General features: G+C 59.1%; 13 protein-coding genes and 2 pseudogenes. 13 read left to right on the top strand and 2 right to left on the bottom strand.

Annotated features, from left to right (window positions below; all coding sequences use genetic code 11):
- A partial coding sequence (locus AXF19_RS15960; RefSeq protein WP_172837357.1) for a type II toxin-antitoxin system HicB family antitoxin occupies nt 1-111 on the bottom strand: 111 nt, incomplete at its 3' end.
- A gap of 64 nt (nt 112-175) precedes the next feature.
- Here AXF19_RS15960 and AXF19_RS15965 point away from each other — a divergent pair.
- A pseudogene (locus AXF19_RS15965) lies at nt 176-359 on the top strand (secretion protein HlyD).
- A gap of 32 nt (nt 360-391) precedes the next feature.
- Here the strand turns inward: AXF19_RS15965 and AXF19_RS15970 are convergent.
- Nucleotides 392-487 (bottom strand): annotated as a pseudogene (locus AXF19_RS15970) (type II toxin-antitoxin system HicA family toxin); the annotation flags it as partial.
- Between the two features lie 131 nt (nt 488-618).
- On the opposite strand from AXF19_RS15970, the gene AXF19_RS14535 reads away from it, so the two are divergent.
- The 12 genes from AXF19_RS14535 to AXF19_RS03615 all read left to right on the top strand — a co-directional run bounded on the left by AXF19_RS14535 (nt 619) and on the right by AXF19_RS03615 (nt 13,201).
- Nucleotides 619-783, top strand: coding sequence for a zeta toxin family protein (locus tag AXF19_RS14535; RefSeq protein WP_216634976.1), 165 nt, complete (start codon nt 619-621; stop codon nt 781-783).
- Nucleotides 784-995: 212 nt separating this feature from the next.
- A complete protein-coding gene (locus AXF19_RS03565) occupies nt 996-2,168 on the top strand; it encodes a phosphoribosylaminoimidazolecarboxamide formyltransferase (protein WP_066845133.1) in 1,173 nt (390 codons plus the stop codon).
- A gap of 207 nt (nt 2,169-2,375) precedes the next feature.
- Entirely contained in the window at nt 2,376-4,451 is a 2,076-nt protein-coding gene (locus AXF19_RS03570; RefSeq protein WP_066845135.1) for a TonB-dependent copper receptor, read from the top strand.
- A 106-nt stretch (nt 4,452-4,557) separates the two neighbouring features.
- A complete protein-coding gene (locus AXF19_RS03575; protein ID WP_066845142.1) occupies nt 4,558-4,989 on the top strand; it encodes an LktC family protein in 432 nt (143 codons plus the stop codon).
- A 177-nt stretch (nt 4,990-5,166) separates the two neighbouring features.
- On the top strand, nt 5,167-5,949 hold the full coding sequence (locus AXF19_RS03580; RefSeq protein ID WP_066845145.1) for a protein-ADP-ribose hydrolase: 783 nt from the start codon (nt 5,167-5,169) through the stop codon (nt 5,947-5,949).
- The gene (locus AXF19_RS03585) at nt 5,946-6,836 is read left to right on the top strand and encodes a Sir2 silent information regulator family NAD-dependent deacetylase (protein WP_066845148.1); all 891 of its coding nucleotides are present in this window, start codon (nt 5,946-5,948) and stop codon (nt 6,834-6,836) included. Before AXF19_RS03580 ends, AXF19_RS03585 begins: the two co-directional genes overlap by 4 nt.
- Before the next feature lie 441 nt (nt 6,837-7,277).
- Nucleotides 7,278-8,015: a glucosamine-6-phosphate deaminase gene (gene nagB, locus AXF19_RS03590; protein WP_066845151.1), complete on the top strand. Its 738-nt coding sequence runs from the start codon at nt 7,278-7,280 to the stop codon at nt 8,013-8,015.
- A gap of 6 nt (nt 8,016-8,021) precedes the next feature.
- Nucleotides 8,022-9,176 (top strand): N-acetylglucosamine-6-phosphate deacetylase, encoded by a 1,155-nt coding sequence (gene nagA / locus AXF19_RS03595; protein ID WP_066845153.1) that lies wholly within the window; start codon nt 8,022-8,024, stop codon nt 9,174-9,176.
- A 27-nt stretch (nt 9,177-9,203) separates the two neighbouring features.
- Nucleotides 9,204-10,781, top strand: coding sequence for a PTS transporter subunit EIIC (locus tag AXF19_RS03600; RefSeq protein WP_066845155.1), 1,578 nt, complete (start codon nt 9,204-9,206; stop codon nt 10,779-10,781).
- A gap of 132 nt (nt 10,782-10,913) precedes the next feature.
- Entirely contained in the window at nt 10,914-11,585 is a 672-nt protein-coding gene (locus AXF19_RS03605; protein ID WP_066845157.1) for an N-acetylmannosamine-6-phosphate 2-epimerase, read from the top strand.
- A gap of 180 nt (nt 11,586-11,765) precedes the next feature.
- Entirely contained in the window at nt 11,766-12,218 is a 453-nt protein-coding gene (locus AXF19_RS03610) for a YhcH/YjgK/YiaL family protein (RefSeq protein ID WP_066845159.1), read from the top strand.
- A gap of 98 nt (nt 12,219-12,316) precedes the next feature.
- Complete coding sequence (locus AXF19_RS03615; protein WP_066845168.1) at nt 12,317-13,201, top strand: ROK family protein; 885 nt, start codon at nt 12,317-12,319, stop codon at nt 13,199-13,201.
- Nucleotides 13,202-13,214 lie beyond the last annotated feature (13 nt).

The following is a 13,214-nucleotide window of genomic DNA, read 5'->3' on the forward strand; positions in this document are numbered from 1 at the left end:
TGCCTGCTCCAGCGTTCTCCCCTCCGTGAAACACCCCTCAATATCAGGAATGGTCACAGTGTAGCCGCCCTCTTCGGCAGTCTCGAACACCGCAGGATAATAATGCTTCATTGCCGCTCACCTCCACCGTTATATCAGACCCGCTTGTTTCAAAATCTTAGGAATCGCTGATAAAATGAAGTCCGTCAGATTGGCGCAGATTTTTTCGTCCGAACTAGGAGGCAAACCGGACGCATAGCAGAGGCTATGTGGAGGATTTGCCGACGAAGTGCGGGCAAAAAAGATGCGTTAAGATGGCGGTGCTGAATTTATCAGTGCTTCCCTTATGTTCTAAGCCCTTTCCCAATGTACCGGTATGAATTGGAACAACCGTCGTTTTTCTTGTCAGCGGATTCCACATCTTTTGATGAGAGCCGGAACTTGATGCAGCTTTGTGAAAACCATTTTTCTCCAACAGGCGTATCATCTGCCTCGGCGTCATCGGCATCCCAACCGCCTCCCTCGTCTCAAATTATAAAGACTTCCAACGTCAGCGTCAACGGTTTTTCATCTCCATGCGAAAAAGTGCTTGCGGTAATATGGGAAACAAAAAAACAGCCCGGCGCGGCCAAGACGACGATGGCAGACCTCTTCACAGGCGTGCATGCGGGCAATATCATCTTCATCAGCGGCGATGCCTACCGCCCGTTTCACCCGCACATGGCGGAACTCCGCGTGCACTTCGGCGATGATGCCGTCCTCCACACGCAGGAATTCGCGGGCAGGATGACCGAGGCACTCTGACGCATCTTTTTTGCCCGCACAACGCCTGCAAATCCTCCACAGAGCACCACTCTGCGTCCGGTTTGCCTCCTCGTTCGGACGAAAAAATCTACGCCAATCTGAGGGTCTATTTTATCAGTGATTCCTATATCCGCACATTGGTTGAAAATCTCCCCGCGCGCCGCTATAATAAAGGCAGAACATCACGCTGCGAGAGAAAAGGAGCGCTCACAATGAACGAAATCGCACTCAAATACGGCTGCAACCCGAACCAGACGCCTGCACGCGTCTATGCGGACGGGGGGCTGCCCTTCACCGTGCTGAACGGACGCCCCGGCTACATCAACCTGCTCGACGCGCTGAACAGCTGGCAGCTCGTACGCGAATTGCGCGAGATGTCGGGACTGCCCGCCGCCGCCTCGTTCAAGCACGTCAGCCCTGCGGGCGCGGCGCTGGGGCTCCCGCTCACGGATACACTGGCGCGTGCCGTCGCTGCCGAGGGAAAGGGGCTCTCGCCCGTCGCGTGTGCCTATGTGCGGGCGCGCGGCGCGGATCGCATGAGCTCCTACGGCGACTTTGCCGCCGTCTCGGACATCTGCGACGAGAGCCTTGCCGAGTTCCTGCGCGGCGAGGTCTCCGACGGCATCATCGCGCCGGGGTACACGGAGAAGGCGCTTGAGATTCTGAAATCCAAGCGCAAGGGCAGCTATCTCATCCTCCAAATGGACGAGAGCTATGCGCCGCCCGCGCTCGAGCGCAAGGATGTGTACGGCGTCACCTTCGAGCAGCAGCGCAACGACGTGCGCATCACGGAGGACTGCCTCGCGGATCGCCCGACGGCGAACAAGGACATCCCCGAGGCTGCGCGCCGCGACCTCCTGCTCGCCCTCATCACACTCAAATACACCCAGTCCAACTCTGTCTGCTACGCCGTGGACGGACAGGCGATCGGCGTCGGCGCGGGACAGCAGTCGCGCGTCCACTGCACACGCCTGGCGGGCAATAAGGCGGACATCTGGCAGCTGCGCCAAAGCCCGCAGGTGCTCGCCCTCCCGTTCCGCGACGATATTCGCCGTCCTGACCGCGACAACGCCATCGACGTCTATACGGCGGGCGATGAGGAGGACTATGCTCTCCTCGCGAGTGACTGGCAGCGCCTCTTTACGGAGAAGCCCGCGCCCTTCACGCGCGCGGAAAAGCGCGCCTACCTCAGCAATATCAAGGGCGTCGCCCTCGGCTCGGATGCCTTCTTCCCGTTTGGCGACAATGTGGAGCGCGCGCATATGAGCGGCGTCTCCTACATCGCGCAGAGCGGCGGCTCGATCCGCGACGACAATGTGATCGAGACGTGCGACAAATACGGCATCGCAATGGCAATGACCCACATCCGCCTGTTCCACCACTGAGCGGTTGTGTGGCGTTCACACAGCTAGAAATACAAGGCTGCTGCACGAAGTCAAAACGCTTCGTGCAACAGCTTTTTTCGATTAAGAAATCACTGATAAATTCTTCTTGCAATCATTATCTAAATTATGGTATGATTCACTTATTTGATGAGAGAACGATTATCATTCGTTAGATATTTCTATAACTGCAACACAGGAGGCACCTGCATGACCCGCAAGAAGAATCGCTGTCCGCTCCCCATCCTCGGCATCACGCTGGGCGCCATGCTCAGCGGGGCGTCGGTCTGCGCGGCGGAGGCAGCTCCCGCAACAACCGATGATGAGGAGATGCAGACGTTCACCCTCGATGAGATCGTGGTGACGGGCTATCGCACGTCGGCGCCGCTCGCCCTCGTCACCGACCCGCAGCAACCGCGTCTGCCCATCCCCGCCGCCGACGGCGCGGGCTATCTGAAGTCCATCCCCGGCTTCTCCGTCGTGCGCAAGGGCGGAGTCGGCGGCGATCCGATGATGCGCGGCATGGGCGGCTCACGGCTCGTGATGGATATGAACGGCGGCGGGATGATGGGCGGCTGTCCGAACCGCATGGACCCGACGTCGACCTATGCGTTCCCCGAGACGTTCAGCAGCATCACGGTGAACAAGGGACCGCAGAGCGTCCGCTACGGCGCGAGCGTGGCGGGCAGCGTCATCTTTGCGCGCGATACGCAACGGTTCGAGCGTCCCGAGGTGCGCGGCACGGTCTCCGTCCTCGGCGCATCGAACCATCGCATCGACGAGCTGGTCGATGTCGCGGCGGGCGACCGCGCGGGCTACGCGCGTTTCATCCAGACGCGCAGCTATGCCCGCGACTACGCGGACGGCGACGGCAGACGCATCCACTCGGGCTACGGACGGCACAGTCTCTCGGGGATCGTCGGCATCACGCCCGACCCCGACACCCTCTTCGAGCTGTCCTACGACCGTAGCCGCGGCTGGGCAAAATACGCGCACGGCATGATGGACGGCGCGCAGTTCGACCGCGACAGCTACGCGGCGAAGTTCGAGCGGGCGCATCTCTCGCCCGTCGTGGAAAAGCTGACAATGCAGTTCAACCACGACACGATTGATCACGTGATGGACAACTACACTCTGCGTCCCGGCGGCATGATGGGCACGGATGTCAAGCGCGTGCAGTACGACGTCCGCGCGGTCGCCGATCTGCGCTTCTCGCCCCGGAGTACAGGCGCGGTCGGCATTGATCTGCGCCACGACGCGCACTATTTCGCCGAGGCGCACCAACGGCTGAAGGGCGCGTTCGGGAATGACATGGACATCGAGAATCTCGGCATTTTCATCGAGTACAACCGCGATCTCAGCGCGTACAGCAGTCTGCTCACGGGGCTGCGCTGGGACAAAATGGAGACGGACTACCATAACGCCCGTTTCCGCAATCCGAGGGGGATGCTCACGCGCGACCTCGTCCCCGGCAGCGCCGTCGATCATGCGGTGAGCGGATTCGTGCGCTACGAGCAGACGGCAAAGACGAAGCCGCTGACGTTCTACGTCGGACTGGGGCACGCGGAGCGCCCCGCCGACTACTGGGAGGCGTACCACACATGGGCGGCGTACAGCAACCACCGCATGGGGATGAGTGCCGATCCCGCCGCAACGCGTCCGCGCAGGGAGAAGAATACGCAGCTCGATCTCGGCTGGATCTATGAGGACGCGCGGACGCGCGCAAATCTCTCGCTCTACTACGCGCAGGTCGATGACTTCATCCTGCGCCTGCCCGCGCTCGGCGGGAACCGCACGCCATACGGCAATGTGGACGCGCGGCTCTACGGGCTGGAGGCGGAGATGACGCGCACTGTCTCCCCGCACTGGACGCTCGGCGCATCGCTCGCCTACACGCGCGGCGACGACCGCACGAACCGCGCCGCCCTCCCGCAGATCGCGCCGCTTGAGGCGAATCTGACGGCGAAGTACAGTCTCAAAAAGGTGGAGGCAAACGCCGTCTGGCGTCTCGTCAGTCATCAGAACCGCTATCACAGTGGCTACGGCAGCGTCACGGGCACGGACTACGGCCCGACGGGCGGGTTCGGCGTCCTCTCACTCAGCCTCGCCTACCGTCCGGACGAGAACGTCACCCTCTCCCTCGGCGTGGACAATGTGTGCAACAAGACGTACGCCGAGTTCGTCAACTACAGCGCGGCACCGATTGCGGCGCTCGGCATCGCGGGCGGCGGCCACATCACGGAGCCGGGGCGCACGCTCTGGCTCAAGACCACCTGCCGCTTTTGAGACAGGGCGCAGCGCACGACGGCTTTTTTGCTTCCCCTTTTCGCGCCTCTATGCTATAATAAATTATTATTGGAGTGACGCGCACAGAACGGGGAGGTGATTGGTCGTGATCGAAGCGGCCAAGACATTCGAGGAATATATTAAGAAGGAAAATATCACGGGCTTCCAGATCCGTGAGGCGGGCGACGACCGCAATACGACGATCTTTGAGAGCGAGATTGAGGTCGAGGGGCGGCGGCTTCCCATTGTTGTCATCATCGACTCCACTGCGTACGCGACCATCCGCATCCGTCTCGCGCAGAATGCGGTCGACGACACGAACGCGATGCTGCTCACGGGTTGGCTCATGCGTCAGAATCAGGACAGCCGCCTCGTGAAGTTCTACCTCACCTCCGACACCGCCATCCTCGCCGACGTCGTCGTCCCGCACAATCCCGAGGCGTTCGACCCCGAGGTCATGGTGAGCGTCCTGCGCGTCTTCATTCGCGACATCACGAAGCTCATGCCGGATCTCGCCATGCTCCTGCCCGAGGAGTAAGGCATTTCGACACATTGTCTGCATCCATGCCCCTGCTTTGGACGTTTCCAAGGCAGGGGTATTTTTATATTTTTTATTGTATCTATTGATATTCTTTTTTCTGCATGATATACTTCATATGTAATCGGTATAATTACAGAACGTTCTATGAACCTTTGAACCAAAGCAGGTGTCCCCATGTCCCTATCTCTCATTCAAAAACTGAACGAAATGCTCCTTTCCGAGCAACCTGCGTACCGCGCACAGGCGACGCAGATAGAGAAGACGGAAAAGGCGCAGCGCGGTCTCCTGCGTGCGCTGATGAATGTCCGTCCGCCGCGCCCGCTCTCGGCGGAGTTCCTGCGATTGCAGGACGAACTGCTCTCGGCGGAGCGGGAGGAGCGCGGCGTGATGGATGTGATGACGCTCCCCGCCGTGCCCTCCGACCCGCGCATTGTGCTCTGGCAGGGAGACATCACGCGCCTTCGGGCGGATGCGATTGTGAATGCGGCGAACTCCGCGCTGCTCGGCTGCTTTATTCCGTGTCATCGTTGTATTGACAACGCAATTCACTCTGCGGCAGGCTTGCAGCTGCGCGCGGAATGCGCGGCGCTCATGGAAGGGCAGGGACACCCTGAGGAGACAGGCACGGCGAAGCTCACGGCGGGCTATAACCTCCCCGCGCGTCACGTTCTCCACACGGTCGGCCCCATTGTCGCGGGCGCACTCACGGAGGAGGATCGGGCGCTGCTCGCCTCCTGCTACCGCTCCTGCCTCTCCCTTGCGGCGGCGCACGAGCTGAGCTCCATCGCATTCTGCTGCATCTCCACAGGCGAGTTCCACTTCCCGAATGCGGCGGCGGCGGAGATCGCCGTGCGCGAGGTGCGCGCATTCCTGCGCGAAAACAATACCATCAAGCGCGTCGTCTTCAACGTGTTTAAGGACGAGGATCGCGCGATCTACGAAAGACTGCTGACATGAACGAATCCATTGCAAAACTAAAAAACGCCCTCGCCTCTGCCGACTGCATTCTGATCGGCGCGGGGGCGGGGCTGTCTGCGGCGGCGGGATATGATTATACGGGCGCGCGTTTCCTGAAGTATTTCTCGGATTTTCACGCACGCTTTGGCATTGAGGACATCTATACGGGCGGCTTCTACCCGTTCCCGACGCGCGAGAGCTTCTGGGCGTGGTGGAGCAGGAGCATCTACATCAACCGCTATGCGCCGCTGCCGGGCGATGTGTACGCCGATCTTCTGCATCTGGTCGCGGGACGGGACTACTTCGTGCTGACGACGAACGTCGATCACGCCTTTCAGCGCGCGGGCTTTGACAAGGCACGCCTCTTCTATACGCAGGGGGATTTTGGCCTCTTTCAGAGCAGTCGCCCGCACGGGGCTTCTGCGGGAAAGACCTACGACAACGAGGAAATGGTGCGCGCCATGCTCACGGCGCAGGGGTTCACATTCGATGAGGATGGAACGCTGCTTCTGCCGACGGACGGCGCGCCCGTGATGGAGATCCCTACGGCGCTCATCCCGTACTGTCCCGACGACGGCGCGGAGATGACGACGAATCTGCGCGCGGACGCGAGCTTTGTCGAGGATGCGGGCTGGCACGCAGCTGCCGCGCGCTATAAGGACTACCTCGCACATACGGAGGGGAAGCGGACGCTCCTCTTCGAGCTCGGCGTCGGGATGAATACGCCCGGCATCATCAAGTACCCGTTCTGGCGCATGACCGCATCGCGCACGGATGTCACGCTCGCAAGCGTAAGCCTCGGGACGGCATTCGTGCCCGACGAGATTGCCGCGCAGAGCATCGTGATCGACGGGGATATCGCGGAGGTACTGCGGTTGATGGCATAGGGGCTGTTGCATGAGCGCCCCTTTCGGCTCACTGCGTTCGCCACTTCCCCCGCTCTGGCGGGGGAAGCTAATATGCCATAACGAAAAGCCTCCCCCGTGCGACACGGGGGAGGGGGACCGCAAAGCGGTGGTAGGGGCGCCTTGAGCGCTAACACGAACAGGGGCTGTTGTACGGAGTCAAAACAACTTCGTGCAACAGCCCCGTTGTGGTACTGTTGTGCTACGTACGTTCTTATGGTATATTCACGATAAGCACTGCTACGGTAGCGGCAATCTCGCCCCCGAGAGGGGGATTTTTTATGCTTCAAAACGAAATATTTTTTCTCCACTATCCTAATAAAAATATTTACAGAAAGCTTTATGAAATATAATTGCATTTATTGTTGTGTTGTGTTATATTGTAGGAGATTTCAGAACAGATACACAGAGAGGAGTATCGCGATGCGCATCATTTTTACGGATACCTATAAGAAGATGAGCGAGGAGGCGGCAAAGATCATTGCGGGGCAACTCTGGATCAAGCCGGACTCGGTACTCGGACTGGCGACGGGCAGCACACCTGTCGAACTCTATCAGAACCTCGTCTGGCTCTACAAGGCGGTCGGGCTGGACTTCTCGCAGGCGACTTCGTTCAATCTGGATGAGTACGTGGGACTTGCGGAGGACGATCCGCAGAGTTACCATCGCTTCATGCACGAAAACCTCTTCGACCATGTGAACATCCGCAAGGATCGCGTATTCTTCCCGAACGGGCTCGCTGCAGACAGCGCGGTGGAGAGCGAACGCTACGAGGATGCAATCACAGCGGCGGGCGGTATCGACATGCAGCTCCTCGGGATCGGGCGCAACGCACACATCGGCTTCAACGAGCCGGGAGAGTCGTTCACACGCACAACGCACAAGGTCGCGCTGAAGGAGAGTACGATCGCGGCAAATGCACGCTTCTTCACCTCCGCCGATGAGGTACCGCGCGAGGCGATGAGCATGGGCGTCGGCACGATCTTCCGTGCGCGTCACATCGTCCTGCTCGCGAGCGGCGCGGAGAAGGCGGAGGCAGTGCGCGACGCGGTCGAGGGCGCAATCACCCCGCAGGTGCCCGCCTCCATCCTGCAGCTGCATCCGAGCGTGACCCTCATCGTCGATGATGAGGCGGGCGCACTCATCAAGGCGAAAGCGTGACCCCTGATGAAAGTCATTCAAAACGGCATTCTCATCCTGCCGGACGAGCGCGGACGCTTCACGGCACAGACGGAGCACATCCTCTGCTACGATGAACGGATCACGCGCATCGTTCCCGCAACGGAGTTCACGGCGGAGGGTGTGGATGAGGTCATCGACGCGGCGGGTGCGTACGTTGCGCCGGGCTTTCTGAACGTCCACATCCACGGCTGCGACGGCGCGGATACGATGGACGAGAATGCGGATGCCCTCGGGAAAATTGCCGCATTCCAAGCGCGCACGGGCGTGACCTCCTTCCTCCCGACCACGATGACCTGCGCCTACGACGCAGTGGAGCGGGCACTTGACCGCATCCGCCGTGCAATGACGGAGAAGCCGCACGGTGCACGCATCCTCGGTTCACATATGGAGGGCCCCTTTATCAGCCCCGCAAAGAAGGGCGCACAGGACGAACAGTACATCCTCCCCCCCACATTTGAAAGGATCGCCCCCTACCGTGATGTCATCAAGATCATCACCGTTGCGCCGGAGATGATTGTGGAGGACGACTTTATCGAGAGCTGCTGCAAGAGCGGCATCATCGTCTCCCTCGGACATACGGCAGCGGACTATGAGACGGCGTGCGCGGCGATTGCGTCCGGCGCATCGCACATCACGCATCTGTGCAACGCGATGACGGGGCTGAATCACCGAAAGCCCGGCATGCTCGGCGCAGCACTCGACACCGATGCGAACTGTGAGCTGATCGTGGACAATGTGCACGTCCACCCCGCCATGCAGCGCATTATCTACGCAGCAAAGCGCGGGAGAAACCTAATCCCCATCACGGACTCCATGCGTGCCTGCGGCCTCTCGGACGGTGTCTCGGAGCTCGGCGGACAGAAGGTCTACGTCAAGGGAACGCTCGCAACCCTTGCCGACGGGACAATTGCGGGCAGCGTGCTCCGCATGAACGACGGGCTGCGCATCCTCCGTGAGAATCTGGGCATTGCCATTCCCGCCATCGTCGAGATGGCGACGCGCACCCCCGCCGAGGAGCTGGGCGTCTATGGCGAACTCGGTTCGCTCAGCGTCGGAAAATACGCGGATATTGCGATCTTTGACGAGGAGTTTCGGATACGGCGTACAATTGTTGGCGGGCGGGATTGCTTTGTTCCATAAAATGTTATTTTATGAGGAGGTATTTTTATGAGTTTATTCGGACAAACAAGCGGCGAGAGTTCATTTTTCGCCAAAGCACAGCGGTTCGGGAAATCCTTTATGCTGCCGATCGCTGTGCTTCCTGCCGCAGGCCTTCTGCTCGGCATTGGCGGCGCACTGTCGAATCCAAATTCGGTCAAGGCGTATCCATTCCTCGATATTGGTTGGCTGCAGAATATCTTCACAATTATGGCATCCGCAGGCAGCATCGTCTTTGCGAACCTCGCTATTCTCTTTGCTGTCGGCATCGCCGTCGGACTTGCGCGCAGCGATAAGGGAACGGCAGGTCTTGCCTCTGTGCTCGCGCTGCTTGTGATGAACGCGACCATCAATGCACTCCTTATCATTACGGGGACGCTTGCGAAAGAGAACCTTGCAAGTGTCGGGCAGGGAATGAGTCTCGGCATTCAGACCTTGGAGACGGGCGTTTTCGGCGGCGTTGTGGTTGGTCTTATGACGTATCTCCTGCATAAGCGATTCAATAAGATCGAGCTTCCGCCGTTCCTTGGATTCTTTGGCGGATCGCGTTTTGTCCCGATCATCTGCTCTTTTTCCTCGATTTTTCTCGGGTGTATTATGTTCTTCGTATGGCCGCATTTCCAGCAGCTGATCTTTGGGCTTGGCGGTATTGTTGATGCAACGGGCTACATCGGCACACTGATCTATGGATTCGTCCTGCGTATGCTTGGCCCGTTTGGACTGCACCATATCTTCTATCTTCCTTTTTGGACAACGGCGCTCGGCGGCTCTGAGATCATCAACGGGCAGCTCGTCGAGGGGACACAGCGCATCTTTTTCGCCCAGCTTGGCGATCCGAACACACAGCATTACTATATCGGCATCTCGCGTTTCATGTCAGGACGCTTTATCACAATGATGTTCGGACTTATCGGTGCATGTCTTGCCATGTATCAGACGGCAAAGCCGGAGAATAAGAAGGTCGTTGGCGGTCTCCTCTTCTCTGCGGCACTGACCTCCTTTATGACCGGCATCACGGAGCCGATCGAGTTCTCCTTCCTCTTCGTTGCACCGGCACTCTATGTGCTGCATGCGTTCTTTGACGGCTGCGCCTTTATGATTGCGCATATCCTGCAGATTACGGTCGGGCAGACGTTCTCGGGCGGCTGTATCGATCTCATACTGTTCGGTGTGCTGCAGGGCGATGCAAAGACGAACTGGCTCTACATCCCGATGGTCGGTATCCCCTGGTTCTTCCTCTACTACTTCTCCTTTAAGTATCTCATTCTGAAGTTTGATTTCAAAACACTCGGACGTGAGGATGAGACGGAGCCGCAGGAAGCACCCGTCGCTGCGGAGAGCGCGTCGGATCATTATCGTGCCGATCTCGTGATCGAGGGACTCGGCGGCAGGGATAATATTGAGGAACTTGACTGCTGTGCAACGCGCCTTCGTGTGACGGTAAAGGATGCCGGCAAGGTCAGCGAGCGTCTGCTCAAGGAATCCGGCAGCCGGGGATTGCTCGCGAGCGGGAATGGTGTCCAGGTCATCTATGGACCGCAGGTAACTGTAATTAAAAATGAAGTTGAGGAACAGTTGAACCTCTGACGAATATGATTGTGAAAAATACGGAAATATATCTCCTATGGCTGAAAATATTTTCGTATTTTTCTTTTTAAAAACAATATAGAATAATATGTAATAAATTATTATAAATAAAAATAAATTGGAGGATTTTGGATGAATTTCTTTGATCAAGTGAAGGGAAAACTCATCATTTCCTGTCAGGCACTGCCCGATGAGCCGCTGCACAGCCCATTCATCATGGGACGCATGGCGCGTGCGGCAAGGGAGGGCGGCGCGGTCGCGATCCGCGCACAGAGCGTTGCGGACATTGAGGAGATCCGCGCCGAGGCGCAGCTGCCCGTGATCGGTCTTATCAAGCAGAACTATGCGGACTCCCCCATCTTTATTACGCCGACCATGCGCGAGGTTGATGCACTCATCGGCACGGGCTGTGAGATGATCGCACTCGACATGACGGCACGCGAGCGCCCGCAGCAGACGGACGTGCGTGATCTCGTCGCACGCATCCACGCGGCGCATCGCCTTATTCTCGCCGACATCTCGACCTATGAGGAGGGAATGGCAGCGGCGGAACTCGGCGCAGATGCCATCTCGACCACGATGTCCGGATATACCCCCTACAGCCCGCAGATCGCGGAACCGGACTACGAGCTGATGCGGCGCCTCGCCCGCGACGCAGCCATCCCCGTCTTTGCCGAGGGTCGCATCAATACGCCCGAGGAACTGACCGAGGCGATGCAGACGGGCGTCTTCGGCGCGATCGTCGGCTCCGCCATCACGCGCCCGCAGCTCATTGCGCGCCGCTTCACCGACGCGATTGCCTAGAGTATGTATGAGAAAAAAGTGTGGTACTCCAAAGCAAACCCTAGTGAAGCAAGCGGAGGAAAGCGTTCGACTCGCCCCCCTGCGGGCACGACGGTCGGTAGCGCGAGGAGATAGGAGATTTCAACCGTCTTGTCGAATATTGTAGGAATAAGACGCAGGACAAATTGACAGGAGGTTCCTATGATCTACGGCAGCATCCACCACGAAAAGACCTATGCATTTCTCCCCGCGCGTATAAAGCAGGCACTCGCCTTTGCGCGGACGCACGACCTCGCGGCGCTGCCCGCGGGGCGCAACGAGATCGCGGGCGACGATCTCTACGTCAACATCGCACACTATACAACGGGTGAGCGCAGTGAGAAGATCTGGGAGGCGCACCGCGCCTACATCGACATCCACGTCCTCGCCGAGGGCACGGAGCGCATCGACGTGAGCCTGATCGAGCGGATGCAGACGCATCCCTACGAGGAGGACAAGGACTACGTGCCCGCAGACGGCGCAGTCACGTCCTCGACCATCATGCGTCCCGGCGACTTCCTCATCTGCTTCCCCGAGGATGTCCACCGCTCCGGTGTCAAGGTAGACGAGGCGGCACCGCTCAAAAAAGGGATTTTCAAGGTCAAGTCCGAATAGGGAGAAAACAATCTAGGAGATGAAGGGCAATGTCTCAAAGCTTCGCGTGAGACTTGCCCTCATTTCTATCCATCCTATATATGAACGGAGGGGAATCCATGGTTATCTGCATCGACATCGGCGGCACCGCCATCAAATACGGCGTTGCAAATGCCGGGGGCACATTCCTCACGCACGGCTCCGTCCCCACCGAGGCGAAGGAATACGGCGGCGTGGGCATTGTAGAGAAGGTCTCCGCCATCGTCCGTGAGGCACAGCAGACCCATGCAGTGCAGGGTGTCGCCATCTCCACCGCAGGCATGGTCGACCCACAGGCGGGCTGCATCATCTACTCCCTTGAGGACGCCATCCCGAACTACACAGGCACGAACTGGAAGGCGCTCATGCGCGATGCATTTGCCCTGCCCGCCTCCGTCGAGAACGATGTCAACTGCGCTGCGCTCGGCGAGATGTGGAAGGGCGCAGGACGGGGCTGCGCCTCCCTCTTTGCCATGACTGTCGGCACGAGCATCGGGGGTGCTCTGATTCTGGACGGGCACATCGTACACGGTGCCTCCATGAGCGCGGGCGAGATTGCCTATATGCGCATCCCCGGGGGGCGCCTGCATGAACGCTGCTCCGCGACCCATCTCGTCAGCTCCGTCTGCCGCACGAAGGGACTTCCTTCCGGCAGCATCGACGGGCATGCCGTCTTCGACCTCCTCGCCAAGGGCGATCCTGCCGCCGAGGAGGAGATTGCGGCACTCGTCACAGCGCTTGCGGATGCCATCACGAACGTCGTCGTGGTCGTAAATCCCGCGTGCATTGTCCTCGGCGGCGGCATCATGGCACAGGAGTCGGCGCTGCGCCCGCCGCTCGAGGCGGCGCTCCGAGATCGTCTGCCGCCGCACATCTGTGAGGCGACTGCGATCGCCTTTGCTGCAACGGGAAACGATGCCGGCATGCTCGGTGCGCTCTGCCACTTCTTGCAGGAACACGGCTGATGCAAATAAAAAC

It is taken from the genome of Selenomonas sp. oral taxon 126 (assembly GCF_001683335.1).
GTDB lineage: Bacteria > Bacillota > Negativicutes > Selenomonadales > Selenomonadaceae > Centipeda.